Source organism: Gordonia sp. YC-XJ4, from assembly GCF_059511865.1.
On record NZ_CM183447.1, the window covers coordinates 1,419,513 to 1,445,916 of the forward strand.

Genomic DNA, 26,404 nt, shown 5'->3' on the forward strand with positions numbered 1-26,404 from the left:
CTTGCTACTATTGATCAGACAGTCCGGAAAATCCCGGACTCACCGGCATCTGGCAATCCGACCGATGCGCAGATCGGAGAAAGAAATCTCATGACATGCCGACTTTGCGGCTCCACGAAGCTGCGCAGCATTCTCGACCTGGGTGCCACGCCACCGTGTGAAAGGTTCCTGACTCTCGCCGGGCTCGACGAGATGGAACCGACATACCCACTGCACCTGCGCCTGTGTGAGGAGTGCCTACTGCTGCAGATACCCGCTCTGATCACCCCGGAGGACACCTTCACCGAGTACGCGTACTTCTCTTCGTACTCGGATTCCTGGGTGGCACATGCTCGTTCGTTTGTCGATACGGCAAGCGAGCGCGTCGGGCTCGACGACGACTCGTTCGTGGTGGAGGTTGCGAGCAACGACGGCTATCTGCTGCGCCACGTGGTCGACGACGGAATCGCTTGTCTTGGAATCGAACCGTCGGTGAATGTCGGAGAGGCGGCGCGTGCCAAGGGCGTTCCGACCGAGACGGCATTCCTCGACGAGGAACTCGCCGAGCGGATTCGGTCCGAACGCCGGCCCGCGGATCTGGTGGTCGCCAACAACGTCTACGCACACATTCCGGATCTGCTGGGATTCACCCGCTCGCTGCGTACCCTGGTCGCCGACGACGGTTGGGTGAGCATCGAGGTCCATCACGCTTTGAATCTGGTGTCGCTCGGGCAGTTCGACACGATCTATCACGAGCACTTCCAGTACTACACGGTGCTCAGTGCCTCCCGGGCACTGGCCACCGCGGGTCTGACCGTCGTCGACGTGGAGATGCTTAGCACCCACGGCGGTTCGATTCGCCTGTGGGCGCGGCCCGAGACGGTCGGCGCGGTGCCCGGTAACAGTGTGGCGCAGGCGCTGGAGATCGAACGGGCGGCCGGCCTCGACGACGTCTCGGGATATCTGGGCTTGCGCGCCAAGGCCGAATCGGTGCGCCAGGAACTGTTGCGGTTCTTGCTCGATCAGCAGGCCCTGGGCAAACGGGTCGTCGGATATGGTGCGCCGGGCAAGGGCAACACCCTGCTGAACTACTGCGGTATCCGCCCGGATCTGTTGGAGTACACCGTTGATCGCAATCCGTATAAGCACGGCCGATTCACCCCCGGTACACGCATCCCGATCCACGCGCCCGAGAGGATCGACGCCGATCGACCGGACGTGATCGTGGTGCTGCCCTGGAATCTCGAAGACGAGATCACCGAGCAACTGCGATATGTCAGAGAATGGGGAGGCGAGCTGGTGTATCCGCTGCCGCAGCTCCACATCGTATCCGCGGATACAGTCAGCACCGGAGGTCAGTCCCGATGAAAGTCGTCTTGTTCTGTGGCGGTTACGGAATGCGTATGCGCAACAACGAGGATGATGCCGTCCCCAAACCCATGCAGATGGTCGGGCCCCGACCACTGATCTGGCATGTGATGCGGTACTACGCGCACTTCGGGCACAAGGAATTCATCCTGTGTCTGGGATACGGCGCCAATCACATCAAGGAGTACTTCCTCGACTATCGCGAGACCGCGTCGAACGACTTCGTGATGCACGACGGAAAGGTGGAACTACTCGATTCCGACATCAGTGACTGGTCGATCACCTTCGTGGACACCGGGATCGAGTCGGCGATCGGGGAGCGTCTGCGTCGAGTGCGTGCGCATCTGGGCAACGACGATTATTTCCTGGCCAATTACGCCGATGTGCTCACCGATGCACCGCTCAACGACATGATCGACGAGGTGAAGCGCCGCGGTTCGGCCGCGTCGATGATGCTCGTGCCACCGCAATCGTCGTTCCACTGTGTCGATGCCACCGAGGACGGGGTGGTCACGGCGATCACGCCGGTGTCGGAGTTCCCGATCTGGGAGAACGGCGGATTCTTTGTGCTCACGCCGGAGATCTTCGACTACCTTCCGGAGGGCGGCGATCTGGTCGCCGATGTGTGCGGGGCGCTGACACAGCAGTCCCGGTTGTTCGCCTACCGGCACACCGGTTTCTGGAAGCCCGCCGACACGTTCAAGGAGCGGGCCGAGCTCGAGGCGCGGTACCAGCACGGTGATTGCCCCTGGATGGTGTGGGAGACAGAGAATTCCGAGGCGCTCGCGCCGGACGAGGTGTCGTTGGCGCGATGATCGACCTCCGCACCGGCGCCGTCGAGGAGGTGGCCCTGTTGGCCGCCCACTGCGACGACATCCCGATCGGGATGGGCGCGACGCTGTTGACCATGACGCGTGCCCACCCCGGCCTGCGTGTTCGTGCGCTGGTGCTGACCGGTGCGGGTACCGAGCGCGAAACCGAGGAACGTGCGGCGCTCGCGGCGTTCTGTCCGGACGCCGACCTCGAACTCACGATCCTCGATTTCCCCGACGGCCGAACGCCGGCACAGTGGAACGAGGTGAAGGACGCGCTCGGCACCTTCCGGCGCGGAACCGCCCCGACCGTGGTGTTCGCCCCGCAACGCCGCGACGCACACCAGGATCACCGACTACTCGCCGAACTCGTGCCGACCGAGTTTCGCGATCACCTGACACTGGGATACGAGATCATCAAGTGGGAGACCGACACCCCGACGCCGACCGTATTCGTCCCCGTCGCCGAAGATGTTGCCCGCGAGAAGGTTCGGCTGCTGCACGAACACTATCGATCGCAGTTGCCGCACGACTGGTTCGACGAGGCGTCCTTCCTGGGTTTGTCACGGCTGCGTGGGGTCCAGTGTCGCAACGATCATGCCGAGGCCTTCGTCCTCGAAAAAGCAATCCTGCAATTCGGGCAATCCTGCAAATAGGAGAATGACATGCGTGTTCTGGTGACCGGACACCAAGGATATCTGGGCACCGTGATGGTCCCGCTGCTGATCGCCGTGGGGCACGAGGTTGCCGGTCTCGACAACGGCTACTTCGCCGACTGCGTCCTGGGACCCGAGCCCGACGATCCGCCGCTGGTGGGTGGCGATCTGCGTGACGTGACGCCCGATCAGCTCGCCGGATTCGACGCGGTGATCCATCTCGCGGCCCTGTCGAATGATCCGCTGGGTGCACTCGAGCCCGAGATCACCTACGACATCAACCATCACGCGTCGGTGCAATTGGCACGCGCGGCCAAGGATGCCGGTGTCTCCCGATTCCTGTACGCGTCGACCTGTTCGGTGTACGGCGCGGCCGGCGACGGTCTTGTCGGCGAGGACGCCCCATTGCATCCTTTGACGCCCTACGCCGAAAGCAAGGTACGCGTCGAGGGCGACGTCGCCGCGCTCGCCGACGCCGACTTCGTCCCGGTGTTCTTGCGCAACGCAACGGCTTTTGGTTTCTCTCCCCGTCTGCGGGCCGACATCGTCCTGAACAACCTGGTCGGCCATGCTGTCCTCACCGGTGATGTGCGCGTGCTCTCCGACGGCACTCCCTGGCGTCCGCTGGTGCACGCACAGGACATCGCGCGGGCGTTCATCGTCTGTCTGACCGCGCCCGCCGAGGTGGTCGGGGCCCGCGCCTACAACGTCGGCACCGAGGCGAACAATCTGACCGTCGCCGAGATCGCCGAGTGGGTGGCGCAGACGGTGCCCGGTTCGGCCCTGCTGATCACCGGAGAGAGCGGACCTGACCCGCGGTCGTATCGCGTCGATTTCTCGCGTGCCCGAAACGAACTCGGGTTCGAGGCGCGGTGGACCATCCCGGCGGGCGCGAAGGAGTTGTACGACGCTTACATCTCCTACGGGCTGACCGCGGACGCGTTCACCCGACGCTTCACCCGACTGACCCGGCTGGAGTCGTTGCGCCATGATGGCCGCCTCGATCCCACGATGCGCCGGATCACCGCAGGTGCGTGAGCAATTCGCGCCAGCTCCCCGCCGACCGGTCGCGCGGGGAAACCACGCTGACCGGTGCCGGCCAGGCGATCGCGAGATCGGGATCGTCGAAGGCAACGCCGATGTCCTCTGCGGGATCATGAGGGCGGTCGATGCGGTAACACACGTCGGCGATGTCCAGCGCCTGGAATCCGTGCAGGAATCCCGGTGGGATGTAGAGGTTGGTGAACTCCTCGTCGTCGAGACGGAAGGACTGGTGATGACCGAAGGTGGGGGAGTCCGGCCGGATGTCGACCACCACGTCGTGGACGGCTCCGTGAGCGCAGCGGACCAGCTTGGCCTCGCCGTGGCCGGAACGCCCGTGCATCCCCCGAATCACTCCGGCGGACGAACGCGACTGCGAGTCCTGCACGAAAGCCGCTGCGGTGCCGGGTCTGCCGAGGTACTCGTCGAAGATCTCGGCGTCGAAGGTGCGGGTGAACAGTCCGCGCTCGTCGCGGTGCGGTTCGGGCGTCAACACGAGTACATCTGCCAGTTCGGTGGTTTCGATTCGCACGGGGTCATCGTCGCATGAGTGGCTGCCGGGCGTGCGCAAGTATCGAACTCACGCGAGTACTCGAACTCGGTCCGGTACCCGCCGCAGACTTCTTTCCACCTGCCGCGCAACCGGTGTCGCCGTTGGAGGCTGCTCATCCGGCCGCCATGGCGCTGTGCGGTCGGTGTGGTCTGGCGCAGTTGGTCGACGACGACACCGTGACCCAGGAGCCGCGCGGCATCGAACCGCAGGCCCTGATCGATCAGGCGGCTGCCGCGGTGGCCGACGCCGCGGCCGCCGGATTCCTGCGGGGCCGGACGGTCACCGAGTTCGGCAGCCCGCACGGTGGGACCTGGATGCCCCATTTGGTCGAGTGGGGTTTCGACGAGGTGATCCACGATCATCCGGGCGGGGCGGACGTCGTGATCGACTCACTGGGCATCATGCATGAGGCGGATCAGGCTGCGGCCTTCGCTCGTCGCGCCGCCGTCACCGCTCCGGACGGGGTGCTGCTGCTGCAGTTCCACTCGCTGCACACGATCGTCACGCAGGGACAGTGGAATGCGCTGCGGCACGGGCACTTCGCGTACTACTCACTGCCCGCGTTGCGGCGTTTGCTCCGCGCAGTCGGGATGGGCGTGGCCACCGCGTGGTCCTATGACCTCTACGGCGGCACCATCATGGTTGCTGCCGTACACGGCGATATCGAGCCCGATGACAGGGTCGCCGCCGTCCTCGAGCGTGAAGCCGCGATGACGGATCCGGCGACCGTGCGAACACTGCAGTCTGCCGTCGACGGCCACGTCGGTGATCTTCGTGCATGGCTGCAGGCGCAACGCGCTGTGGGTGCACGCGTGTACGGGTACGGGGCGTCGTCACGTGTGGTGGCCTTGCTGAGCTTGGCAGGTGTCGACTCGTCGCTGCTGACCGCAGTCGCCGACGCCTCACCGAACAAGCAGGGGCGGCGCATGCCCGGGTGTGACATCCCGATCATCTCGCCCGAGGAACTCGTGACCGCCGACCCGGATCGGGTGGTTCTGACCGTCCCCGATCTGTTGGGTGAGGTGTCGCGGCGGTATCCGACGCTGGGCGGCCGGTGGGTACTCGACGGACCACGTACATACGGGCCGCAGACCGCCGACAGTGAAAGGGCACCCGCATGACCGACCGCCGGATCTTCGCCGAATCGAATCGACTGCAGGCGCACCTCCACCACCTGGTTCCCGGTGGTGCACACACCTATGCCCGAGGAGCCGACCAATACCCGGATGACATGGCTCCGATCCTGGTGCGGGGCTCAGGCGCGCGGGTATGGGATGCCGACGGTAACGGTTACGTGGAGTACGGTATCGGGCTGCGTTCGGTCACCTTGGGACACGGCTATCGGCCGGTGATCGATGCGGCGTATGCCGCGACGGTGGACGGTATGAACTTCAGTCGTCCGACTACGACGGAAATCGCTGCTGCCGAGGACTTTCTGGCTCTCGTTCCGGGTGCCGACATGGTCAAGTTCGCCAAGAACGGTTCCGATGTCACCACTGCGGCGATTCGGTTGGCGCGCGCGGCCACCGGTCGTGACCGCGTGGCCATCTGTTCGCACCCCTTCTTCTCGGTGGACGACTGGTTCATCGGGACCACCGACATGTCCGCAGGGATTCCGGAGTGCGCCTACGCCGACAATCCCCGATTCACCTACAACGACCTCGAGTCGTTGCGCGCGGTGTTCGACGAGTATCCCGGTGAGATCGCGGCGGTCATCCTCGAGGCAGCCACGGCCACCGCCGAACCGGCCCCTGGTTTTCTTGAAAGGGTTCGTCAGCTGTGTGACCGACACGGCACCGTCCTCGTGTTCGACGAGATGATCACCGGTTTCCGCTGGTCGGAACATGGGGCGCAGTCGGTGTACGGCGTCACACCGGATCTGTCGTGTTGGGGCAAGGCGATGGGCAACGGGTTTCCGATCTCGGCGCTCGCGGGCTCGCGGGATCTGATGGAGCTCGGCGGGCTGAACACCGACGCCGACCGGGTGTTCCTGCTGTCGACGACGCACGGTCCCGAGACCGGGTCACTCGCGGCGTTCCGGGCTGTGGTGGCCGCCTATCGCGAGACCGATCCGGTCGCGGCGATGGAGTCGGCGGGCCGTCGGCTCGCCGATGGGGTCAATGCGGTTTCCGCCGAATACGGTGTCGCAGAATCGCTATCGGTAATCGGTCGGCCGTCGTGTCTGGTGTTCGTGACCCGTGGTCCGGAAGGAGTGCCGTCACAGGAATACCGCACGCTGTTCTTGCAGGAGATCATCGAACGTGGGGTGCTCGGACAATCGTTCGTGACTTCGGCGGCGCATTCCGACGACGATGTGGATGCGACGATCGAGGCTGTTCGTGGGGCGCTGCCGACGTACTCGCGGGCGTTGGAGGCGGGTTCGGTGGACGGATTTCTCCGCGGACGGCCGGTGGCCCCAGCGCTACGCCGTGGCGCGGCGCCGCGCCGTGTGCGTAGTCGGATGGACTGATTTCGGGCGGATCCGGCACCCCCCCGGGTCGTCCGGCCACATCACACCGACACGGTGAGAGTCCGATTCCTTTCTGAGGATGGTTCCGGGCCGTAGTCTTGTCCCATGATGGCTGACCGTGCGGGGGGCGGCCCAGGGGATCGCGGTGATGACGCGTGACCGGGTTCGGGGTGGTGGTGGCGATTTCGGCGGACCCGTATCATCGGGTTGCGGTGGCCTACGGGCGGGAGCGGTCGGTGGATATCGCCAAGGCGTTCGTCGAGGGTGTGCTGGCAACGACCGGTACGACCGCCGAGATCATTCGCCGCTCCGACCTCGAGTGGCTTGCCTATTTCAACGAAACCGATGACGCCGCTGTGGAGTTGCTGTATCAGCCGTGGAGTTACGGTTCGCATGCGGTGGATGTGGACGGCTCCGTGCACTTCCTCGAGGTCGCCATGGGGATCGTGCGTACTGAGGACTTCCCCGCGACCGTCACCGACGAGGAGATCGTCTCCGCCGCGGACGCGGCGCTGTCCCGGGCGCTGGTCGACGGACTGAGCGCGGTGATCGCCAACCCTTCTCTGGCGCAATCACTTCGGCGCGAAATTTCCATGGCGAACGCACTCATCTCGGCCGCCGACGACGACTTCCCGGTGTATTACCAGCCCATCGTCCGGCTCTCGGATGACGTCACGGTGGGCTGGGAGTCGTTGCTGCGCTGGACGAATACGGGCTCGGTGCGCAGTCCGGATGCCTTCATGCCGGTCGCTGAGGCCACCTCGCTGATCATCCCGATCGGCCGGCGTGCCATCCGGGCGGTATTCGTCGATCTCGCAGGCCGAATCTCGCAGGCGGCGGGCGACGAGGCGTTCGTGTCGATCAATTTGTCGGCCAAGCAGCTATGGGATGAATCGTTGCCGGCGTACTTCGCCGAACTCGCCGCCGACTGCGGCGTGACACTGAAGCGGGTGTGGATCGAGGTCAGCGAGATCGACGTGATCCGGCCGGCCGGCGTCGCCGCACGAACCCTGTTCGCGCTACACGATCTCGGATGCACGATTTGCGTGGACGATCTGGGGTCGGGTTTTTCGGCATTGCGATATGTCCGGGACCTGCCGGTCGAAATCCTCAAAGTCGATCGCACCCTGATCACCCCATTGCCCGACAGCACCGCCGACCGTGCTGTGGTGGATGCGATCTGCACGATGGCGAAAGCGACCGGATTGCGCGTCGTCGCCGAGGGAATCGAGACCGAGAACGAACTCGCCGAGGTGAACAACCTCTGTTTCGACTTCGGCCAGGGATATCTCCTCGGCCGTCCGGCGGCCGCCGCCCACCTCTTCGGTCCGGAGCGCTGAGCCGCCCGACCACCTCCCACCGGCGTGTTTAGCTCAGCTAACGGTTCTCGGATTTGGGACCGTGGCCGTATTCTGACCAAATGGCGCCACATCAGAGGCCTCCTGTGAAACACGGGGAATTCACGGGATGCACAAGAAGATCTGTGATGGTCCATTTTCCGTTCGTCGTCCCCGAACGGGAATTGTATTCACGATATTCAACCACGTCGTGTAGCCACAGCGCCGCGGTCGACCCTCTCGGAAAGAAGCACGCCTCATGAATGCAGCTCTACGCACCATCGCCACCCGTCACGACTCCGCGATCCGCGGGATGGTGACGCCGAACTACACCCTGCGGGCAGCCACTCCGGCGATGCATCCGGCCCTGTGGCGGGAGTACCTGCGGGGTGCGGAGAACGCCTACACCCGGTACGGCTGTGCGGCCGCCCTGGACTACGAACGGGTGGTCGGGGGCGAGGAGACGGTGATGTTCTTCGTCGTCCTCGACAACTCGCAGCAGGTGGTCGGTGGATTGCGGGTGCAGCCTCGCTTCGCCGCGGCGGCGCAGACGCATGCGCTCGAGGAGTGGGCGGGTCAGCCCGGTCAGGTCCATCTGGTCAACGCCATCGAGGAACGCATGGACGGCGGCATAGTCGAGGTCAAGACGGCCTGGACCGATGAGCGGTCACCGATCGCCAAGGAGGTCGTCGGACAGCTCTCGCGCCTGGGGTTGCCGATCATGGAGATGTGTGGCGTGCAACACATGATGGCCACGGCCGCCGACCACGTGCTCAAGCGTTGGACCTCCGGCGGCGGGCGGGTGGACCCGAGTGTGCCCGCCACCCCGTTCCCGGATGAGCGCTACCGCACCCAGCTGATGTGGTGGGAGCGTGCCACGTTGGAGTCGGCGACGACGCCGGAGGTCTGGGGCCGGATGCGCGACGAGGCCGACCGGCTGGCCGCGATCTACCCGAACTCGCAGGCGTGGGGCGCCCGCCCGCCGGTTGTTCACCACGACCGTTCGGCGTCAGCTCTTTCCGGTGCCCTCACCCATCGCTTGCGCCGCTGAGGCGAACTCGGCCTGACCGAGCTCGTTCCATCCCTCGTGCGTCCCCGCGGCGGATCCGAGAAGGATCTCCTCGATGCCGAACCGGTAGCGACCGGACAAGACGGGCCGACCGCAGACGATGTTGCGCGCAGCGGTCGCCACGAGCGCCCCGGCCATCGCGGCGGTCGACCCGAGTTGTGGCCACGAGGTGACGCTGCGGCCGAGTTGGCTTGCGGAGAATGCCATCCGAGGAGTGACCTCGTCACCGACGATGGCCAACGCCATCTGGAGTCGCTGGGCGGGGTCGGCGGCGTCGCCGGCCGAGAATCCCTCACCGCGACCGTGGAAGATCGGATAGTCCGGGTCGAGGTCATAGCGCTCGACATCGAGGACGACGTCCTCGCCCATATCGGTGGCGCTGAGTACCGGCACCCCGGCCGCACGGGCGCGTCGCCGCATGTCGATCTTCATCGCCACGTCGTCGATCTCCTCGATGATCACCGAGGCCGGTAGCTCCTCGGTGGAACCTGCGAAGGCCGCCGAGCCCAGGAACGCCTCGGCCACATCGGGATGGTAGCCGTCGGGGAATGTGGTGACCTGGGTATACGGGTCGCCTTCGAGGATGCGCCTGCGCGCGAGTTCGACCTTGCTGACACCGAGATCGGTCACCGACCCGACGATGCGGTTGAGATTGGTGGGTGCGAGTTCGTCGGAGTCGGCGATCCGGAATCGGCGTGCCCCGGTCAGCGCGGTGGCGGTCAGGGCCGACGAGCCGACGCTGAGGCCGGCGACCGCGATCACCGCGCTGCCCCAGAGCTGCTGTTCACGCCCGGTCAACAAATGCCGGTTGCGGGCGGTCTTGAGCCGGTAGTAGATGTCGGCGTCGGGCAGGCGCACCAACGTCGCACGCCACGGGAACAGAATGTAGCGGCTGCGGCGCTCGATCAGATGCTCATCGGTGAGGTCGATGGGGTCGGGAGGCGTCGTCTCCGGATCGACGTGATCGAGTCGGTCGAGGACCGCGAGTTCGGGACGCGCGTATGTCCATCCGTCGACGAACGAGAACGACGGCGACGCGCGTAACGCTGTGATGCGTTGCCGGTCGTCGATCGGATCGAGAATCTCCACCACGGCACCTTCTGGATCGGGCCGGGGTCGGATCCCCCGGACAGGGTCATGCGGGTAGGACGGGAAGTGTCGGCTGCCCGACGCGTCAGTGGCGGTCGTCCTGGGCGTCCGACGGTGACGAGTGCAGATGTCGCCAGTAGGATGGGGCCACCGGCGCGGTCTCGGCACGGTTGCGGCCCATTCCCTTCGCGGCGTAGAGCAGTTGGTCGGCCTGGGCCGACAGACGATCCATCAACTCGGAGAGGGTCGGATGGTCGGAGTCGTAGGTCGCTTCGATGATCTTCGCGCACACCCCGCCCACACTGACCGTGGCATCGGTGGACGAAGCCACCGTCAGCCGGATGTCATCGGCCAGCCGGGACAACCCGACGGCGTCGTCGGTGGCGGTCAGAATCGCGAATTCCTCACCGCCGGAACGAGCGACCAGAGAACTCGGGGGAACCGCGTTCTGGATGGCGTTGGTGATCTCCACGAGTACGGCATCACCGGCCGAGTGCCCGTGGGTGTCGTTGTACTTCTTGAAGTAATCGACGTCGACCACGAGAAAGGCGACGCGCTTGTCGGCCGTTGCCGCGGTGCGGAACAGGTGGATTGCGCCATCGAGCAGTCCGCGGCGGTTGAGAGCGAGCGTCAGCGGGTCGGTGACGCTCAGTTGTGCCTGCTGATGCAGCAGCGCGGTCAGTCGTCGGCGCAGGCTGGTGACCAGATAGGTCGGTACCGCGATGGCCATCAGCGCCGCGCCGCCGCCCACGATCAGCGCGGTCGTCGACGTCGCCCGGATGGAGACCACCACGCACACCAGGATGGCTGCGGTCAGCACGAACCCGAGCACCACGGGTAACGAGGAATCCATCGCCGAGAGCGCGGGAATCGCCGCGAGCAGGACGAGGACTGCCAACGCCGCCCCGTTGTCGGCGATAACGAGTGCGGAACCGGCGACGCCGAGCATCCCGCCGAAACTCAGGACGGCGAACCCGCGGTCGGACAGTCGCCGGGCGTAGACGGTGACCGCAACCGACAGCAGGGTGTAGACGCCGATGACCACGAGCACCCATTGGCAATGGGGTTTGAGGAACGTCGAGGACAGGAGTCCGAGGAGGATCAACGGAATCGCACCGGTCTCGCTGACCAGCACGCCGATGGTGCGCTGGTCGAAACTCCGGGCGAACGAGGGGCCGTCGACACCCTTGGTGGCCGGGACCAGCTGGGTCGAGCGGAATCCGGGGTTCGAATTGTCGGGAGGCTGGAGTCTCATCGGGGAGTGGGGTCGACCAGTCGTTGTGGAGGGCGCGGACGGGGTTACGCGCATCGCAATGTGACCGGACGGTGACGAGGGGTTGACGCACCGACGAGCCGCAAAGTCACTCCACTCCACTTGGTCTGGTCGAGCTCGATCGAGATCCGCCGCAGTGGATTCGATCTTTCGCTACGCGAAGTCTCGACGCTGTGTGCAACCCCCGTAGGAGAAAGATACCAGATGCCGGATTGGGCGATTCTGAGAAATCGGTCTGAACGGAACAGTCGGAATTCGGGCCAGGCGAAACAATTCGGCGCTGGCATTGACCTATTCGGATAGTCGTATTCGTGAACCCGGCTCGGCAACCGTGTATTTCCTATTTTATGGTGCGGTGAGGCCGCTCACGGCCGGTAACGTTGTGAGGTGTCGTAGAGGTTACGTGTGCAGCCAACGCACGACCTGGCGAAGCCCAGCGTCTATGATCCGATCACCCGGAACACCGGGTCGTATGCAACCGAAGTAAGGGCGGTCTGGTCGTGCCGGGACATGGACACATCGTTGTCCAAGCGGATCCGTTCCGGCGACTGACCGGGGCATTCGGCCGAGAGCTGGCCGGAGCGGTGGCCGCTCGGTTCATCGAGGGTTTGATGGCTCGCGTCGGACCCGCGGTGGCGATGATGCGCGTGGCCGACCTCGACTACGAACTGGTTCCGACCGCATCCGGCGAGGAGGAGCTCGACATCCTCATCGGCGAACTCCGCGGCGGCGCCCACATCGTCGAGTGGGGCGGTGAGCGGTATTTCCTGGACACCCGAACCGGAGTGGCCTCCCCCCGATATCTGTCCCGCGATCTGCGTAACGGTGTGGGGAAATGGTGCGCGGAATGCGCGTTCACGGCGGCGATTGAGCGGCGGACGCCGCTGGAGGTGTGCGATGACGAGATGCTCGCCACCGTCGACCGGCTGCGCACCACCGTGCTGCGGCTCTCGCGGGCCAAGGTTGCCGACTTCGCGCCGCATTATCAGCCGATCGTGCATCTGCCGTCCCACGAGGTTGCCGGGTACGAGTCGTTGATGCGCTGGGACGACGGCAAGGAGGCCGGCCCGAGCGAGTTCCTCCCGATCCTGGAGGGCACCGCGTTGCTGGGGCCGATCAGCACCTCGACGATCGCGACGGCGGTTGCCGAACTCCCGCGCGGGATCACCATGGCGGCCGGGGCGGATTCGTTCGTGTCGATCAACGTCTCCCAGCGTCAGCTGCTCAATCCGGCCATCGTCGACTCGACCATCGAGCAGGTCGGCAACAGCGGAGCGGACCCTGCGCGCTTCTGGATCGAGTTGCGCGAGGACGAGGTGATCCGCATCGCCAGCGAGGCCGCCCACGCCGTCGATGCGCTGAGCGAGGCCGGATGCACGATCGTCGTCGACGACCTCGGGTCGGGATATTCGGCGCTGAGCTATCTGCGTGATCTGCCCGTCGACGTCCTCAAGGTCGACGGCGACCTGGTGAACTCCCTCGACAGTGACAGCGCGGAGGAGAGTGAGACCACGGTGGCGGTGGTCCGAGCGATCTGTGACGTCGCCCGCGCGACGGGATCGAAAACGGTCGCCGAAGGTGTAGAGGACGCCGCTGTCGTCCCGTTGCTCGTCGACCTGGGATTCGATTACGCGCAGGGATATCACTTCGGGCGGCCCGCGTCGTCGGCGGCGCTGTTCGGTTGAGCCTCGTCTCTGAACTACTTGTCACAGCCGAGAACCGCGGCCTTGGCGAGACCGCCGAACTGGTAGGCGAACTGGAAGCTCCAGTACCGCAGCGACGACGGATACGACCGCGGCACCGGGCGCATGACGACGTCGCCGTCGAAGCACTGCCCGAAGATGTAGCGGGCGCGGACCATGTGGAACCGCCAGCTGACGACGATCACGCTGTGCCAGTGGCGTTGGCGGGCCAGTCGCTGGGTCTCCATCGCCTCGCCCCGCGTCGTCGACGGATCGGGGTCGAAACAGATCACCTCGATGGTGGCGGTGCTCGACGAACACACCCGCTGCATCAGCTGGGCGCCGGTGCGGTGGTAATGGTTGTTCATGTACGGGTCGGAGATGAGGACCGTCGAGGCGTACCCCTCACGGGCGAGCTGTAGTCCGTAATCCTCACGGCCGTCGTGCTCCCCACCGAGCACGACGATGGCGTCGACCCTGCGCAGCGGGTCGGAATGGTCGCGATAGAACAGCTGATAGCCCAACCCGTAGAACGCCGTTCCCGCGAGCACGGCGACGATCACCACGGCGATCACCACACGGCGCAGCAGTCGGCGTCGACGGACCGGGCGCTCGGGTGAAGGGGACTGTCGGGAGGCCGTGAGATCGGGATCGGTCGCCGACGAGGACACGGTGGGCTCGGGTGTCCTCGGGTTCACTCGACCCATTGTGGCTGCGGATCGGGGATCGTGCACCGTGGCGCAGCAGTGATCTGTGCCGCTGTCGGTGGGATCGGTGGTGATCAGCCGGTGGTGATTCAGTAGTAATACGGAAAAGCGTCCCATTCCGGAGAGCGCTTCTGCAGGAAGGCATCCCGGCCCTCGACGGCTTCGTCGGTCATATAGGCCAGGCGGGTGGCCTCGCCGGCGAAGACCTGTTGGCCCATGAGCCCGTCGTCGGTGAGGTTGAAGGCGAACTTCAGCATGCGTTGCGCGGTGGGCGATTTGCCGTTGATGGTGCGTCCCCACTCGATGGCGGTGCGTTCGAGGTCGGCGTGATCGGCCACCCGGTTCACCGCGCCCATCTGGTGCATCGTCTCCGCGTCGTACGCCTCGCCGAGGAAGAAGATCTCGCGGGCGAACTTCTGGCCGACCTGCTTGGCGAGATACGCGCTGCCGTAGCCGGCGTCGAAGGAGCCGACGTCGGCGTCGGTCTGCTTGAACCGGGCGTGCTCGCGCGAGGCGAGGGTGAGGTCGCACACCACGTGCAGCGAGTGACCGCCGCCGGCGGCCCAGCCGTTGACGACGGCGATCACGACCTTGGGCATGGTGCGGATGAGGCGCTGAACCTCCAGGATGTGCAGGCGGCCACCCTCCGCCTTCACGCGTGTCTCGTCGACGCCCTCGGCGCCGGCCGCGGCGACGTCGGCGTCATGGCTGGTCGCGTACTGATACCCGGACCGACCGCGGATGCGCTGATCGCCGCCACTGCAGAACGCCCACCCCCCGTCCTTGGGGCTCGGTCCGTTGCCGGTGAGCAGCACCGTGCCGATGTCGGGGGTGCGTCGCGCGTGGTCGAGGGCGCGGTAGAGCTCGTCGACGGTGTGCGGCCGAAACGCGTTGCGGACCTCGGGGCGGTCGAAGGCGATGCGCACGATGCCATCGGCCCGGGTGGTGCCGACGTGCCGGTGGTAGGTGATGTCGGTGAGTTCGCCGAGGTCGGTCACCGGACGCCACTGGGTCGGATCGAAGGGGGTTGGCGTGGCGGAGGCGGCGTCGGTGCTCATGGCGTTCAGGTTAGGACACCGATCCCGAGCCGCCGGCGAACACCCGGCCGGGGGCGGTGCCGGGCTGCCCCGAGCGCCGGTTTCTTAGAATTTGGCGGGATTCTTCCCGATGAGTGGCCACCCACCAGCGCCTTTTGGCATATTGGCGACGTGGGTGTGTGGGAGATCGTGCTGATCGTCGTCGCCGTGTGGGTGGCGCTGTCGGTCGTGCTCGCCCTGCTCATCGGCGCGATCATCAAGCTCCGGGACCGTCGGGAGGCGCCCACCGAATCCACGCACGTGGATCTGCATGCGGTCGGCAGCACCCGTCACCACCACCGTTAGGCCGCGCCGACTGCGACGCCGATGACCGGCGTCGATACGGTGTCGGGCATGACTTCTTCGCCAGAATCGGGCTGGGCCGTGCCCGCCGACGCGGACTCGCCGCACGAGGGCGGATTCCGCGCCCGCATCGACATCACCACCGACCGCGGCGGCCCGCGCTACGGCGAACTCAGCGAGGAGATCCGGCGGCTGATGGATCTCGCGCGCTACGCGTGCCCGACCCCGGGGATCACCGACGAACTCATCGACCAGGTCCGCGCGCTCAACAAGCGCCTCGAGGACGTGCAGATCGACGAGTGGCGTTCGCCCGCGGGCACCCGAATCGATCTGCCTGCGCGGGGCAACATCACGCTGCCGCCGTACGAGATCAGCGAGGGCGGACCCGACGGCGTGGTTGCCTCGGTGACCTTCCGTCCGTTCCACCTCGGCGGCAACGACGCCGCGCACGGTGGCCACGTCGCGGTGGCCTTCGACGACCTCGGCGGTATGGCATCGGCACTGGCCGTGCAGGGCATCACCCGCACCGCCTATCTGACCGTCAGCTACCGATCGTTGACCCCGTTGCGCACCCCGCTGCGCATGCACACCTGGGTCGAGAACCTGGACGGCCGAAAGGCTTTCGTCAAGGGCACGCTGCACGACGGGGACCGGCTGTGCGCCGAACTCGACGCGCTGTTCATCGCGCTCAAGCCGGGGCAGCCGTAGGCGTCTCGGCTACGTCAACTCGCGGACGTCGAAGCTCGCTCCCGCGGCCCGCAGACGGTCGGCGAGCGCATCGCCCATCGCGGCGGCCGGGGTGAGGACGCCGCTGCGGGCCGGGAGTTCGCCACGGTCGAGGGCCAGGGTGAGCGCACTCTCGCCGAGCATCACCGCGGTGGCCTTGTATCCCGGGTCGCCCGACAGCTTCATCTGCGAGCGGTACCGACGGCCGGTGCTTGTGCGGGTGTAGGTCTCGGTGACGAAAAAGCCTTTCTCCCTGGTCTTTTCGCTCGGACCGCTACCCGGCTTGGGCAGCACGCGATCGAGGAGCCGACGTGTCGGACCGAAACTCATCGCCCCCAGGAACGCTCCGGTGCCGACGCTGACACCGCCGGCGATCAACGCCGACAGGACCGGGATACCGCCGACGTTCATGGTCTCCGCATAGTGGAAATCGGGGCCATAGGCGTTGTCCAGCAACGCGTTCGAGCGTCGCACGACGCGCGTGTTGTACGACGACATGAAGAATGGCGCGAGTGTCCCCGACAACGACGGGTCGACGGTGCGGGCGCGCACGACCGCGATGTCACTGGGCTCCGAGGACATGCTGACCTTCGGGGTGTCGCCCGGATCACCGGACAGCGCTTGCGGATTGAGCAGCAGCCGCCGCTTCTGCGGGTCCTTGGCCTCCTCGGCGATCACCCGCATCGAATCGATGGTGCCGCCCGAGACGCCGCCGCGCATCGACTTGACCACCATCGTGGTGTCGGTGAGCGTGCCCGCCTCGTCGTCGGCGACCTTGCGGTACAGCAGATAGGTACCGAGATCGGAAGGGACCGAATCGAATCCGCAGGAGTGGACGATACGGGCACCGGTGGCCTGTGCGGTCTCGTGGGCCTTGTCGATGGAGAAATGGACGAAGGGCACCTCGCCGGTGAGGTCGACGTAGTCGGTGCCCGCGGTGGCGGCCGCGACGACGAGCGACTCGCCGTAGCGCAGGTAGGGGCCGACCGTCGTGCAGACCACCCGTGTGCGGGCGACCATCGCGTCGAGCGAACTCGGCGACGAGGCGTCGGCGACGATCAGCGGCCAGCTCGACGCCGCGGCGGGCAGGCGTCGACGGACCTCGGCGAGTTTGGTTTCGGTGCGGCCGGCCAGCGCGACCTTGGTGCCGGCGGGTGCATGCTCGGCGAGGTAGCGGGCGGTCAGCTCGCCGACGAAGCCGGTGGCGCCGAAGACGACGACGTCGAACTCGCGGGCGGGCGTGGTGGTTGTCGGTTCAGGTGTGCCGGACTCGGACGGATTCTCCCCACTCATGGCGTCGAGGGTAATCGTCGTGCGAGATCGGTCACAGCGCGGCTGGTCCGGGGCGCCGTCGGGCGGCCCAGCGCGCGGCGAAGGGTGCCACGAACAGCATCAACAGCACACGCAGGATCTGCGCGGCCACCACGAAGGCGACATTGCCGCCGGCCGCGGTGGCCGCGGCGAGCACCGCATAGATGCCGCCGGGGGTGGTCGCCAGATAGCAGTCGAACATCGATTCGCCGGTCCACCACGACAACAGGACGCCGAGCAGCCCGCAGCCGACGCCGATCGCGAGAATCAGACCGATCGCCGCTGGCAGGATGCGCCCGATTGCCTTGAGTCGCTCCATCGTGAACCCCAGCCCGGCCTGCCAGCCGATCAACGCGTAGGCGATCGCGAGCAGGATCGGCGAGATCGCGGCGTCGCCGGCCAGTCCGGTCAGCTCGGCGGCCGTCGACAACGCCATCGGACCGAGCAGGCCGGCCGCCGGGAGGTGGACGAGCCGGCCGACGGGCACGCCGACCCCCGCGCACACCGCGAGCAGCACCAGCCCCCAGCCCTGATCGGTCCAGCTCGGTGACGCCTGCGCGACACCGCCTGCCGAAGCGTCGAACACCATCGACGCGACCAGCGGGATGGTGAGGGTCACCAGGGCCACGCGCACGTACTGGACGACGGCGACGACCCGCTCGTCACCACCGAGTTCACGGGTCAGTGCCACCAGCCCGGACGCGCCGCCGGCGACCAAGGCCAGTGCGCCGGTGAGGGTATCGACTTGGCGGTGCAGTCCGAGCAGGGCTCCGCCGGCCACCGACAGGGCCAGGGTGCCCAGCCCGACGACGAGTACCGGCAACCACGCCGCGCCCAGTCCCGACAGGGTGCTCGGGTCGGCCATGGTGCCGATGTAGACACCGAGCACCCCCTGTCCGGCCAGGAACAGGGGTCGGGGGACGACTGGGGCGTCGGGCGTGTCGGTGTGAGCGCGCGGGGCGAGTCCGGCGATGGCGAGGACCGCGGCGACCACCAGGCCGGCGAACAGGGCGGCGGCGTCGACGTCGAGGAGTTCGAGGAGATAGGCGGCGAGTGCGGTGACGAGAGCCAATCCGATCCAACGACGCACTGGCCCCAGCGTAGGCGGGCCCGGCTCAGCGGGTGCGGGCGCCTCCCAGGCTCAGCGCGCCGAAGGTCTTGGGGGTGCCGTGTTGGTAGAAGCGGTCGAGGTCGGTGATCTCGAATCCGGCGTCGGTGAGGGCGGCGGGGATGTCGCGGGTGAGGTGACAGCCACCGGCGACCCGACGCTGGACGGGCTCGAGGCGGCGCTGCCACCGCTGGACCCGGGGATCGGGTGCGTCACCGTGTTCCAGGAAGCGCAGGGAGGCAGCAGGTTTGAGGACCCGGCGCAGTTCGGCGAGGGCCGCGGGCAAGTCGGCGATGGTGCACATCGTGAACGTCGACAAGGCGCCGTCGAAGGTGTTGTCGGGGAAGGGCAGCGACTGTCCGTCGAGCCCTGCGCGATCGATCGGGACCGGCGACGCCGCGATGCGGTCGGCACCGAGAAGCCACCCGTCATCGGAGGGTTCGATGGCGCTGACCCGGGTCACCGCGGGCGGGTAGGCCTCGATGTTGTGGCCCGAGCCGAACCCGACCTCGACGATGTGGCCGGTCAGCGGTGCGCAGACGCGTCCGCGCAGCGGGACCATCACCGACGACCCGCAGGTCAGGTTGATCAGTCGCGGAAGGAGGTGGCGGTCGTAGAAACCGGAGCCCATGAGGCGAGAATAGGTCCGCCGGCCCGCGTGCTCGCCTGTTTTCAGTCATCTGCCGGGTATGCAGGGCGCGCTGACCTGGGCTTTTGGTGAATCTCTACTTCGGAAATGACTGAAAACAGGCGAGAGGGAGCCAGAACGGGCCCCGCTGCGTCCAAACCTCGTGGACAAGACCGTCGAACTGGGTGTGAAGAGCCGTACGGAGTTGATCGCGGGCGGGCTGACCGACAACGACCTGCGGCGGATGGTGCGCCGAGGAGAACTCGCCGTCGAACGACGAGGGTGGTACTCGACCCCGGGCGCCGACTCCGACGCACTGCTGGCGGCACGGGGATACGGCGCACTGTCGGGTCCGACCGCGCTGGACAAACACGGGATCTGGGTTCCACCGGGCTACGAGGAGGTGCACATCCGCGCGGGCAAGGATGCGATGAGGCGGGGCACGGCCTGCTGTCGACCGCCGGGGCCGCCGCTACCGGTGCACTCGATCCTCGACCCGGTCCCGCTGGCCCTGTGCAGTGCGGTCGGGTGCATGAGTCCCGATGACTGGATCGTCGTCGCCGATTCGGTGCTGAACAGTCAGGGTCTCGATGTGGAGTTGCTGCTGGTGATGCTGCCGCGAGCCAACGCCACCATCGAGATGCTGTTGGCCGAATGCGATCCCCGATCCCAGTCGGGCACGGAGACCATGGTGCGCACCCGATTACGACGACGAGGACATGACGTCGTGGTCCAACCGAATCTCATCGGGTTGGGCTGGTTCGACCTGCGGGTGGGCCGACTTCTGATCGAATGCGACAGCAAGCTTCATCACACCAGTCTGGAGAACTACCGCAAGGACCGTCGCCGCGACCGCAAATCGCTGGCCAGGGGCTACTCGACGATGCGCCTGACCTACGACGACGTTCTCTACGGCTGGGACGACACACTGGCCGACATCACCCGCACCCTCGACGACGATCGACACCGGTTGCCACCTCCCGACGACGAATGACGGTGCCGTTCGCCTGTTTTCAGTCATTCGCCGAGTACACCGGACCCGCCGACCTGGGCTTTTGTCGAATCTCTACTTCCGGAATGACTGAAAACCGGCGAGCCGGGGTGCCACCGGGCATCCTTCGGCGGAGATCGGTGCGGAAAAGCGGCATCGTAGTGTGGAATCCATGAGTTCTTCCCCGGAATCTGCGCCGCCGAACCCGTCCACCCTGCAGGCGCGGGTCATCGTCGACGAAATGGTCCGCGGCGGGGTCCGCGAGGCGGTGCTCTGCCCGGGATCGCGCAATGCCCCACTGGCATTCGCGCTCCATGCCGCCGACGCCGCGGGCGCGCTGCGGTTGCACGTCCGGATCGACGAACGGTCGGCGGGATTTCTGGCCCTGGGGCTGGCGGCGTCGTCGGGGCGGCCGGTGCCGATCGTGATGACCAGCGGCACCGCCGTGGCCAACATGAGCCCGGCGGTCTTCGAGGCCAACTATGCCCGGGTGCCGCTGGTGGTGGTCAGCGCGAACCGGCCGTACGAGTTGCTCGGGTCGGGGGCCAATCAGACCGTCGAGCAGTTCGGGATCTTCGGCACGCAGGTACGTGCGGCGATCAGTCTGGGCCTGGCCGAGGCCGACCTCGACACCAACAGCCAGTGGCGCTCGGCGGTCGGTCGCGTGCTGGCGGCGGCGCGGGGTGCGCGGACCGGCAACGCCGGACCGGTGCAGTTCGACATCCCGTTGCGCGAGCCGCTCGTCCCCGGGCCGCAGACCGGCCCCGAGTCCGACCTCGGCGTCTTCGCCGGACGCCCCGGTGGGCTGCCGTGGACACAGGCTCCGGTCGGCAAACTCGACATCCCACTGCCCATCGACCTGTCCCTCGACACGGTCGTCGTCGCAGGTCATGGAGCTGGTCGGTATCCGGAGCTGGACGGGATCCCAACGGTCGCCGAGCCGACCGCACCGCATGCGGTGACCCCGCTGCATCCGCTGGCGCTCGACGCGCTCGCCCCGAAGCAGGCCATCATCTGCGGTCGGCCCACCTTGCACCGCGGGGTGGCGCGACTGCTCGCCGACCCCGAGGTCCGCGTCTACGCGGTGACCACCGGACCGCGGTGGCCGGATGTGTCGGGCAATGTGTTCGCGACCGGCACCCGGGTCGAGGCGACCGGCGAGGCCGCCGAGGACTGGCTCAAACAGTGCGCCGAGGTTCATCAGCGCGTCCTCGGGGCCGTCGACGCCGAACTCGATGCGGGCGGCCCGGCGACCGGCCTGCACGTCGCGCGTACGGTCAGCGCGGCCATGGTTCCCGGCGAGCAACTGGTCGTCGGCGCGAGCAACCCGATCCGCGACGTCGCATTGGCCGGGCGCGTCTCGCCGGGCGTGCGGGTGCTCTCCAACCGTGGCGTGGCCGGTATCGACGGGACGAATTCGACCGCGATCGGCGCGGCATTGGCCCACGACGTCGACCATCCGGGGTCGCGGACCGTCGCGTTGATGGGTGACCTGACCTTCATCCACGACGCCACCGGACTGATTCTGGGGCCGTCGGAGCCACGGCCGCGGCACCTGCGGATCGTCGTCGCCAATGACGACGGTGGCGGCATCTTCGGGTTGCTCGAGCAGGGCGATCCGCGATTCAACTCCGGCCCGTACGCCGGTGCGTATGAGCGGGTGTTCGGCACGCCGCATCGCACCGACCTGGCCTCGTTGTGTGCGGGATTCCATCTGCCGCACCGCCGCGTCGAGCCATCTGACCTGGCCGCGGTGCTGGCCGAGCCCGGCGCCGGCGGGGTGGAGGTCATCGAGGTGGTCACCGACCGTGAGCGCCTGCGTTCGGTGCACGCGGGGATCGTGGGCCGCCTGCGGTAGCGGGCCCGTATTCTGAGGTGCATGAATCCGGTCATCCTGCGGCGTGTGCAGAAGACGCTGCTGGTGATCGGGCTGATCGTCACGGTGATGGCCGGCGCGATGGTCGTGGCCGCCTTCCGCAACGACGCGGCGATCAACCGCGACAAGGGCACCGTGATGGCCGACATCGTCTCGGCCGACCGCCTGCACGCCGTCGCGTACTTCCAGACGCCCGACGGGCAGATCTACAGCCCGCGGCTGGGGCTGCTGTATCCGACCGAACTCGGTACCGGACAACGCATCAGCGTCGAATACGACCAGAGCAACCCCGACCTGGCCAAGCCCGCCGGGCGAGGGGCGTCGCTGGCGATCATCCCGGCGCTGTCGGTGGCCGCGCTCACGTGGCTGATCGTTGTCGCGGTGATGGTGTTGATCGCCGAGGCCAATCGCCGCCTGCTGCGCCGGGCCGCGCGCCGCGCCGGCGAGGACGACTCCGGTCCCGACGACGGTGACGGCGGCGATCACCCCGACGACGACCCGTCACCCCGTCCCGCCGACGACCGGGCAACCGTCGATGCGTGAGTACGCTGCGGCGACCAGAGGTTCGCGCGGAGTTCGCGCGTAGGTCACATGCGGTCGTCGCCGAGGTCATCGAAGACAACGACCATTGGCGCCATGCGCGTGGCTATCGTCGCCGAGAGTTTTCTTCCGCAGGTCAACGGGGTGGTCAACTCGGTTCTACGAGTCGTCGAGCATCTCGAGGACGCCGGGCATGGTGCGGTGGTGATCGCACCGGATTCCGAGCGAGACGGTCAGCGGGCACCGCGGCTGGTGGGTCGGCACACCCCTGTGCACACGGTGCCCTCGATGCGATTTCCCGGCGTGACGTCGCTGCCCGTCGGGGTGCCGATGCCGAGCATGTACCGAGCCCTGCGCGACGTGCGCCCCGACGTGGTGCATCTCGCCTCGCCGTTCGTGGTCGGTGGGGCAGGCGCGTTGGCGGCCAAGCGGTTGGGCGTTCCGACGGTGGCCGTGTTCCAGACCGACGTCGCGGGATTCGCCGAGGCATACCGCCTTCAGGTGGCCGGGCGCGCGGCGTGGCGATACACGCGGATGGTGCACCTGGCCTGCGACCGCACCCTCGCGCCGTCCACGGCGACGATGGAAGCGCTTGCCGCCCGCGGGATTCCGCGACTGCATCGATGGGCGCGCGGCGTCGACACCGCCCAGTTCTCGCCGGCCAGACGCGATGACGACCTGCGCGCACAGTGGGGTGCGGACCGGTTGATCGTCGGATTCGTGGGCCGGCTTGCGCCGGAAAAGCATGTCGAGCGGCTCGCCCCGCTGGACCGCGACCCGTCGGTGCGGCTGGTGATCGTCGGTGACGGCCCCGAACGTGCTCGCCTGCAACGACTCTGCCCGAACGCGGTGTTCACCGGCGAACTGCGCGGCGAACAACTGGCGCGCGCCTATGCCAGCCTGGACGTCTTCGCCCATCCCGGTGAGCACGAGACCTTCTGCCAGGCCATCCAGGAGGCGATGGCCAGCGGGATACCGGTGATCGGCCCGGATGCGGGTGGACCACGAGACCTGGTGACCCCGTTGTCGACGGGATTCCTCCTCGATCCGGCGACCTACGCCGATCGCATCGCCGAAACGGTCGCCGCGTTGCGGGAGCCCGCCCGACGCGCGGCGATGGGCCGGGCCGGGCTGGCCGCGGTGCGCGCGCGGACGTGGCCGGCGTTGTGCGAGGAACTGCTCGGGCACTACGGCGAGGTCATCGCCGAACGCGGAGGCGATGCGCGGATCGCGATGGGGCGGCAACGGCTCGCCGGGTGAGTAGATCGGCTGCTGCCGGCTGGGGCCGGAACGGTGGTTTGACCCACGCGTGATCGGGGAATGCCGCGTGAGCACGTGTTTCGCCCGCTCATCGGCCCCGGAAGGCGCACATGACCCTCAGCTTCGAGCAGATCAGTCCCGAACCGTCGTACGCCGGTGGCGTGTACCAGCCACAAGAGGATTCGCTGCTGTTGGCCGACTGCCTGCGTCTGGTGCCGCAGATCATCGGCGGTCGGGTGCTGGATCTGTGCACCGGCAGCGGCGTATTGGCGCGGGCGGCTGCGCATTCGGGAGCCGCGTCGGTCACGGCCGTGGACGCCTCGGAACTCGCGGTGCATCACGCGCGGCGACTCTGCATCGACGCCCCGTGTCCGGTTCGGGTGCACCACGGGCGGTTTGAGGACCACATCGGTCGCGACAGGTTCGACGTGGTGACCTGTAATCCGCCGTACGTCCCGGCTCCTGGCATCGACGACGGCGTGGCGATCAGTCCCGGCCCGCGACATGCGTGGGACGCCGGCCCGACCGGCCGCGACGTCCTGGACCCGTTGTGCGCACACGCATCTGAATTCCTCGAGCCCGGCGGGACCCTGCTGCTGGTGCAGTCGGAGTTCGCCGACATCGACGCCACGGTGAATGCGTTGCGCGCCAACGGTCTCGACGCTCACGTGATGGCGGTGCGGTGGGTGCCGTTCGGGCCGGTGATGACCGCGCGCGCCGAGTGGCTCGAAGGTCTCGGGCTGCTCGAGAAGGGCCGCCGGACAGAGGAACTCGCCGTGGTGCGAGCGATCAGGAAAGGTGCGGCATGAGTGACGCGACCCCCATCCGGGTGACACGAGGTGGTCCGATGCTGGTGCCCGGGCCCGTCGACATCGAACTCCCCGACGGCACCCACGTGCGCTCGGATCGGTTCATGGTCGCGGTGTGTGCCTGTGGGCGCAGCCGCACATATCCGTTGTGCGACACCAGCCATCGGCGTCGTCGGCGGGAGTAGCGCGCTCTGGGTGGGCGGGTCCTGGGTGGGCGGGGCAGGCCGGCGCGTCAGACCGGCACAGATGCGACCCCGGCCAACACCGGCCCGGTCTCCCATGCGGCGGTCAGCCCCGCCTCGAATGCGTCCTCGACGAACAGGAATCCGCGGATGCCCAGGATCACATCGGCTTCGAGTTCGGGCTCCTCGGCGAGTAGTGATCCCACCACGTCGCGGCGCAGGACCTGCTCATGGACGGCGTCGGCCTCGACATGTTCGCGATAGAACAGCCGGCACGGCTCGGGGGCGTCGAGCCGTTCGAGCCCGCTCAGCAGCCGAGACGATCCGGGTGACGATGTGATCTCGGTGGCGGCCAGGTGCCCGACGGTCGCGCCGCGCAGAGATCGATGTAAACCGAAGCAGGACATCAGATTCACCGGGGCGAGCGCCCATGCCGGAGCGCGGTCGAGGTAGGCCAGGTAGGCGGGGTCGAGGTCGGCGGCCGCCAGGAGATCGGCGAACAGCTCTTGATGGACGGATTCGCCGCGGCCACCACCGAATTCGTCGAATTCCACCGCGACGAACGCCGCCTTGGCGGTGCGCCGCAGTCGTGGGATGGCCCAGGCGTGTGGATCGGCCTCTTTGAGGTGATACAGCGACCGCAGAGCGAACAGGTCGCGGTACTGCTGCCAGGTTCCGTTGTCGCGCAACCGGAACGAGAGGCCGTCGCCATGGACGGGCTCGACGCTCAACTCGTCCATCAACACTTCGGCTGTCGTCGGCGCGGTATCGAGGCCGGCGCGCACCGCGTCGAGGAAGAGTCCTTCGAGTGCGGTGCGCAGGGCGATGATGCCGGGATCCCACTCCCGATCGCCGACGACGTCGGTGAAGCCCGCGTAGTGCAACTCGTAGGCGACGTAGAGGGCGAGCTGGACGTCGTCGCCGAACGGGTCGTCGCCGGGGGTTGGGTCGGTGGCGACGTCGGTGCCGTCACGCAGCGCGGCGATGAGACGCTCCGAGAGGCAGCCGCGGGGTGCGGGCAGCGCGCGGCTGACCGCCGCGGTGGAGGTGCGCAGATACATGCTTCCGGTGTACCCGTTCGGTGAACTGGGTAAACCGCTAATCGGCGGGCTCGGCGTCGCCGGCGGCGGGGGAGTCGGGGTCATCGGTGCCGGGCTGCTCGGTCGCCGACTCCGGATCGACGACGGTGTCGTCGTCCTCGGCGGGGTTGTGGGTGATCTTGCGTTCGAGGTCATCGACGGTCTCGCGGGCCGCCCGTGACTCGTCGGTGTGCGGCGTGTTGTCGTCGGTCATGTGTCCTCGCCGTCGTCGGTCTTGTCGGTGTGGTCGTCGTCGGTGTGGTCGTCACCGACGAGCTCGGGCGTCACCTCGCGGGTGGCCATGCCGCCGGACCCGTCGTTGTCGGTGGGGCCGGGATGCAACTTGTCGTCGTTGGTGGTGGCGTTCTTGTCTCGGTCGGCCATGGGTTCTCCTGTCGTCGGAGGTCGTGTTCCCGCGTGGGGCGTCGCCGAAACCCTGCGGAGAGACGCACGCCGTCCGCCCCCGGGGTGGTGGGGCG

At 67.2% G+C, this 26,404-nt stretch carries 28 protein-coding genes; 17 read left to right on the top strand and 11 right to left on the bottom strand.

Annotated features, from left to right (window positions below; translation table 11 throughout):
- Positions 1–90: 90 nt before the first annotated feature.
- From AC5ZH6_RS06155 to AC5ZH6_RS06170, 4 genes are read left to right on the top strand one after another with little or no spacing between them, the layout of a single operon-like run.
- On the top strand, positions 91–1,347 hold the full coding sequence (locus AC5ZH6_RS06155; protein ID WP_014359106.1) for a class I SAM-dependent methyltransferase: 1,257 nt from the start codon (positions 91–93) through the stop codon (positions 1,345–1,347).
- Positions 1,344–2,162, top strand: a complete 819-nt coding sequence (locus AC5ZH6_RS06160; protein ID WP_014359107.1) for a glycosyltransferase family protein — start codon at positions 1,344–1,346, stop codon at positions 2,160–2,162. Before AC5ZH6_RS06155 ends, AC5ZH6_RS06160 begins: the two co-directional genes overlap by 4 nt.
- Positions 2,159–2,815 carry a PIG-L deacetylase family protein gene (locus AC5ZH6_RS06165; protein WP_014359108.1) on the top strand — a complete coding sequence of 219 codons (657 nt, stop codon included), beginning with the start codon at positions 2,159–2,161 and terminating at the stop codon, positions 2,813–2,815. Before AC5ZH6_RS06160 ends, AC5ZH6_RS06165 begins: the two co-directional genes overlap by 4 nt.
- Before the next feature lie 9 nt (positions 2,816–2,824).
- Complete coding sequence (locus AC5ZH6_RS06170; protein ID WP_014359109.1) at positions 2,825–3,853, top strand: NAD-dependent epimerase/dehydratase family protein; 1,029 nt, start codon at positions 2,825–2,827, stop codon at positions 3,851–3,853.
- On the opposite strand, the gene rfbC is transcribed toward AC5ZH6_RS06170, so the two are convergent.
- Complete coding sequence (gene rfbC / locus AC5ZH6_RS06175; RefSeq protein ID WP_014359110.1) at positions 3,837–4,388, bottom strand: dTDP-4-dehydrorhamnose 3,5-epimerase; 552 nt, start codon at positions 4,386–4,388, stop codon at positions 3,837–3,839. The genes AC5ZH6_RS06170 and rfbC overlap by 17 nt on opposite strands.
- 14 nt (positions 4,389–4,402) lie before the next feature.
- Between rfbC and AC5ZH6_RS06180 the strand changes: the two genes are divergently transcribed.
- The 4 genes from AC5ZH6_RS06180 (at position 4,403) to AC5ZH6_RS06195 (ending at position 9,267) form a co-directional block, all read left to right on the top strand.
- Entirely contained in the window at positions 4,403–5,530 is a 1,128-nt protein-coding gene (locus tag AC5ZH6_RS06180; protein WP_014359111.1) for a Rossmann-fold NAD(P)-binding domain-containing protein, read from the top strand.
- Positions 5,527–6,879 (top strand): glutamate-1-semialdehyde 2,1-aminomutase, encoded by a 1,353-nt coding sequence (locus AC5ZH6_RS06185; protein WP_020172167.1) that lies wholly within the window; start codon positions 5,527–5,529, stop codon positions 6,877–6,879. Before AC5ZH6_RS06180 ends, AC5ZH6_RS06185 begins: the two co-directional genes overlap by 4 nt.
- Before the next feature lie 155 nt (positions 6,880–7,034).
- Positions 7,035–8,219, top strand: coding sequence for an EAL domain-containing protein (locus AC5ZH6_RS06190; RefSeq protein WP_014359113.1), 1,185 nt, complete (start codon positions 7,035–7,037; stop codon positions 8,217–8,219).
- Between the two features lie 256 nt (positions 8,220–8,475).
- On the top strand, positions 8,476–9,267 hold the full coding sequence (locus AC5ZH6_RS06195; RefSeq protein WP_014359114.1) for a hypothetical protein: 792 nt from the start codon (positions 8,476–8,478) through the stop codon (positions 9,265–9,267).
- On the opposite strand, the gene AC5ZH6_RS06200 is transcribed toward AC5ZH6_RS06195, so the two are convergent.
- Both AC5ZH6_RS06200 and AC5ZH6_RS06205 read right to left on the bottom strand, forming a co-directional pair.
- Positions 9,226–10,377, bottom strand: a complete 1,152-nt coding sequence (locus AC5ZH6_RS06200; RefSeq protein ID WP_014359115.1) for a ThiF family adenylyltransferase — start codon at positions 10,375–10,377, stop codon at positions 9,226–9,228. The two genes, AC5ZH6_RS06195 and AC5ZH6_RS06200, sit on opposite strands and share 42 nt — an antisense overlap.
- A gap of 82 nt (positions 10,378–10,459) precedes the next feature.
- Positions 10,460–11,629 (bottom strand): GGDEF domain-containing protein, encoded by a 1,170-nt coding sequence (locus tag AC5ZH6_RS06205; protein ID WP_020172166.1) that lies wholly within the window; start codon positions 11,627–11,629, stop codon positions 10,460–10,462.
- A gap of 518 nt (positions 11,630–12,147) precedes the next feature.
- On the opposite strand from AC5ZH6_RS06205, the gene AC5ZH6_RS06210 reads away from it, so the two are divergent.
- Positions 12,148–13,332: an EAL domain-containing protein gene (locus AC5ZH6_RS06210; RefSeq protein WP_020172165.1), complete on the top strand. Its 1,185-nt coding sequence runs from the start codon at positions 12,148–12,150 to the stop codon at positions 13,330–13,332.
- A gap of 14 nt (positions 13,333–13,346) precedes the next feature.
- Here AC5ZH6_RS06210 and AC5ZH6_RS06215 read toward each other — a convergent pair whose 3' ends face one another.
- Together AC5ZH6_RS06215 and AC5ZH6_RS06220 are read right to left on the bottom strand one after the other, a co-directional pair.
- Positions 13,347–14,000 (bottom strand): YdcF family protein, encoded by a 654-nt coding sequence (locus tag AC5ZH6_RS06215; RefSeq protein ID WP_271355735.1) that lies wholly within the window; start codon positions 13,998–14,000, stop codon positions 13,347–13,349.
- Between the two features lie 125 nt (positions 14,001–14,125).
- Entirely contained in the window at positions 14,126–15,094 is a 969-nt protein-coding gene (locus tag AC5ZH6_RS06220) for a 1,4-dihydroxy-2-naphthoyl-CoA synthase (RefSeq protein WP_271355077.1), read from the bottom strand.
- Positions 15,095–15,244: 150 nt separating this feature from the next.
- Between AC5ZH6_RS06220 and AC5ZH6_RS06225 the strand changes: the two genes are divergently transcribed.
- Entirely contained in the window at positions 15,245–15,418 is a 174-nt protein-coding gene (locus AC5ZH6_RS06225) for a hypothetical protein (protein ID WP_014359120.1), read from the top strand.
- A gap of 48 nt (positions 15,419–15,466) precedes the next feature.
- Positions 15,467–16,123: a PaaI family thioesterase gene (locus AC5ZH6_RS06230; protein ID WP_288337443.1), complete on the top strand. Its 657-nt coding sequence runs from the start codon at positions 15,467–15,469 to the stop codon at positions 16,121–16,123.
- A gap of 9 nt (positions 16,124–16,132) precedes the next feature.
- Here AC5ZH6_RS06230 and AC5ZH6_RS06235 read toward each other — a convergent pair whose 3' ends face one another.
- Genes AC5ZH6_RS06235 through AC5ZH6_RS06245 form a run of 3 tightly spaced genes read right to left on the bottom strand, consistent with a single transcriptional unit; the run spans position 16,133 to position 19,191 of the window.
- Positions 16,133–17,434 carry a saccharopine dehydrogenase family protein gene (locus AC5ZH6_RS06235; protein WP_211542336.1) on the bottom strand — a complete coding sequence of 434 codons (1,302 nt, stop codon included), beginning with the start codon at positions 17,432–17,434 and terminating at the stop codon, positions 16,133–16,135.
- 31 nt (positions 17,435–17,465) lie between these two features.
- Complete coding sequence (locus AC5ZH6_RS06240; protein WP_288337442.1) at positions 17,466–18,542, bottom strand: AbrB family transcriptional regulator; 1,077 nt, start codon at positions 18,540–18,542, stop codon at positions 17,466–17,468.
- A 25-nt stretch (positions 18,543–18,567) separates the two neighbouring features.
- On the bottom strand, positions 18,568–19,191 hold the full coding sequence (locus tag AC5ZH6_RS06245; RefSeq protein ID WP_288337441.1) for a class I SAM-dependent methyltransferase: 624 nt from the start codon (positions 19,189–19,191) through the stop codon (positions 18,568–18,570).
- 160 nt (positions 19,192–19,351) lie between these two features.
- Here AC5ZH6_RS06245 and AC5ZH6_RS06250 point away from each other — a divergent pair, with 160 nt between their 5' ends.
- From AC5ZH6_RS06250 to AC5ZH6_RS06275, 6 genes are all read left to right on the top strand, one after another.
- Entirely contained in the window at positions 19,352–20,182 is an 831-nt protein-coding gene (locus tag AC5ZH6_RS06250; RefSeq protein ID WP_035728201.1) for a putative endonuclease domain-containing protein, read from the top strand.
- A 169-nt stretch (positions 20,183–20,351) separates the two neighbouring features.
- Positions 20,352–22,037: a 2-succinyl-5-enolpyruvyl-6-hydroxy-3-cyclohexene-1-carboxylic-acid synthase gene (gene menD / locus AC5ZH6_RS06255; protein ID WP_006370778.1), complete on the top strand. Its 1,686-nt coding sequence runs from the start codon at positions 20,352–20,354 to the stop codon at positions 22,035–22,037.
- 21 nt (positions 22,038–22,058) lie between these two features.
- Positions 22,059–22,598 (top strand): DUF3592 domain-containing protein, encoded by a 540-nt coding sequence (locus tag AC5ZH6_RS06260; RefSeq protein WP_006370779.1) that lies wholly within the window; start codon positions 22,059–22,061, stop codon positions 22,596–22,598.
- Between the two features lie 93 nt (positions 22,599–22,691).
- Entirely contained in the window at positions 22,692–23,855 is a 1,164-nt protein-coding gene (locus tag AC5ZH6_RS06265) for a glycosyltransferase family 4 protein (RefSeq protein ID WP_006370780.1), read from the top strand.
- Between the two features lie 110 nt (positions 23,856–23,965).
- Complete coding sequence (locus AC5ZH6_RS06270) at positions 23,966–24,664, top strand: HemK2/MTQ2 family protein methyltransferase (protein ID WP_211542322.1); 699 nt, start codon at positions 23,966–23,968, stop codon at positions 24,662–24,664.
- The gene (locus tag AC5ZH6_RS06275) at positions 24,661–24,849 is read left to right on the top strand and encodes a CDGSH iron-sulfur domain-containing protein (RefSeq protein WP_006370782.1); all 189 of its coding nucleotides are present in this window, start codon (positions 24,661–24,663) and stop codon (positions 24,847–24,849) included. The genes AC5ZH6_RS06270 and AC5ZH6_RS06275 overlap by 4 nt, the downstream gene beginning before the upstream one ends.
- A 47-nt stretch (positions 24,850–24,896) precedes the next feature.
- On the opposite strand, the gene AC5ZH6_RS06280 is transcribed toward AC5ZH6_RS06275, so the two are convergent.
- Genes AC5ZH6_RS06280 through AC5ZH6_RS06290 form a run of 3 tightly spaced genes read right to left on the bottom strand, consistent with a single transcriptional unit; the run spans position 24,897 to position 26,309 of the window.
- A complete protein-coding gene (locus AC5ZH6_RS06280) occupies positions 24,897–25,907 on the bottom strand; it encodes an iron-containing redox enzyme family protein (RefSeq protein ID WP_288337440.1) in 1,011 nt (336 codons plus the stop codon).
- A 37-nt stretch (positions 25,908–25,944) separates the two neighbouring features.
- Positions 25,945–26,139, bottom strand: a complete 195-nt coding sequence (locus AC5ZH6_RS06285; RefSeq protein WP_006370784.1) for a hypothetical protein — start codon at positions 26,137–26,139, stop codon at positions 25,945–25,947.
- A complete protein-coding gene (locus AC5ZH6_RS06290) occupies positions 26,136–26,309 on the bottom strand; it encodes a hypothetical protein (RefSeq protein WP_006370785.1) in 174 nt (57 codons plus the stop codon). Before AC5ZH6_RS06290 ends, AC5ZH6_RS06285 begins: the two co-directional genes overlap by 4 nt.
- Between the last annotated feature and the right edge of the window lie 95 nt (positions 26,310–26,404).